A 652-nucleotide genomic window follows, 5' to 3' on the forward strand; every position below is an offset into this window, starting at 1 on the left:
GGGAGAAGGAAGAGCGCGCGGCCTTGCCGCACAAAGCCGCTTCGGCTAGGACACGCGCACTCGAAACAAGTCCGCATTTATCCAACAAAAAGACCCCAGCTCATGGCCGACAAATCGGAAAAGACGAAAGCGCGACTGCCGCGCGGTTTTGCCGACCGCAGCGCCGAGGACATCCGCGCCGTCGAGAAGATGATGGCAACGATCCGCTCGGTCTATGAGCTTTACGGTTTCGAACCGGCCGACCAGCCGCTGATCGAATACACCGATGCGCTTGGAAAATTCTTGCCCGACCAGGACAGGCCGAACGAAGGCGTGTTCTCCTTCCAGGACGATGACGACCAGTGGCTATCGCTGCGCTATGACCTGACCGCGCCGACGGCGCGCTTTGTCGCCGAGAATTACGAGCGCCTGCCCAAACCCTATCGCAGCTATCGCTCCGGCTGGGTGTTCCGCAACGAGAAGCCCGGTCCGGGCCGCTTCCGCCAGTTCATGCAGTTCGACGCCGACACGATCGGCACGCCGGGTGTGGCCGCCGATGCCGAAATGGCGATGATGATGGCCGACGTCATGGAAGCGCTCGGCATCAAGCGCGGCGACTACGTCATCCGCGTCAACAACCGCAAGGTGCTCGACGGTGTGCTGGAGGCGATCG

The 652-nt window shown here is 62.1% G+C and carries 1 protein-coding gene; it reads left to right on the forward strand.

From position 1 onward, the window contains the following. Window positions 1–102: 102 nt before the first annotated feature. Window positions 103–652: ATP phosphoribosyltransferase regulatory subunit (locus FCU66_RS40735; RefSeq protein WP_181956596.1), on the forward strand; the 550-nt coding region annotated here is incomplete at its 3' end.

This window comes from Mesorhizobium norvegicum (genome assembly GCF_004919685.1).
Lineage (GTDB): Bacteria > Pseudomonadota > Alphaproteobacteria > Rhizobiales > Rhizobiaceae > Mesorhizobium > Mesorhizobium norvegicum.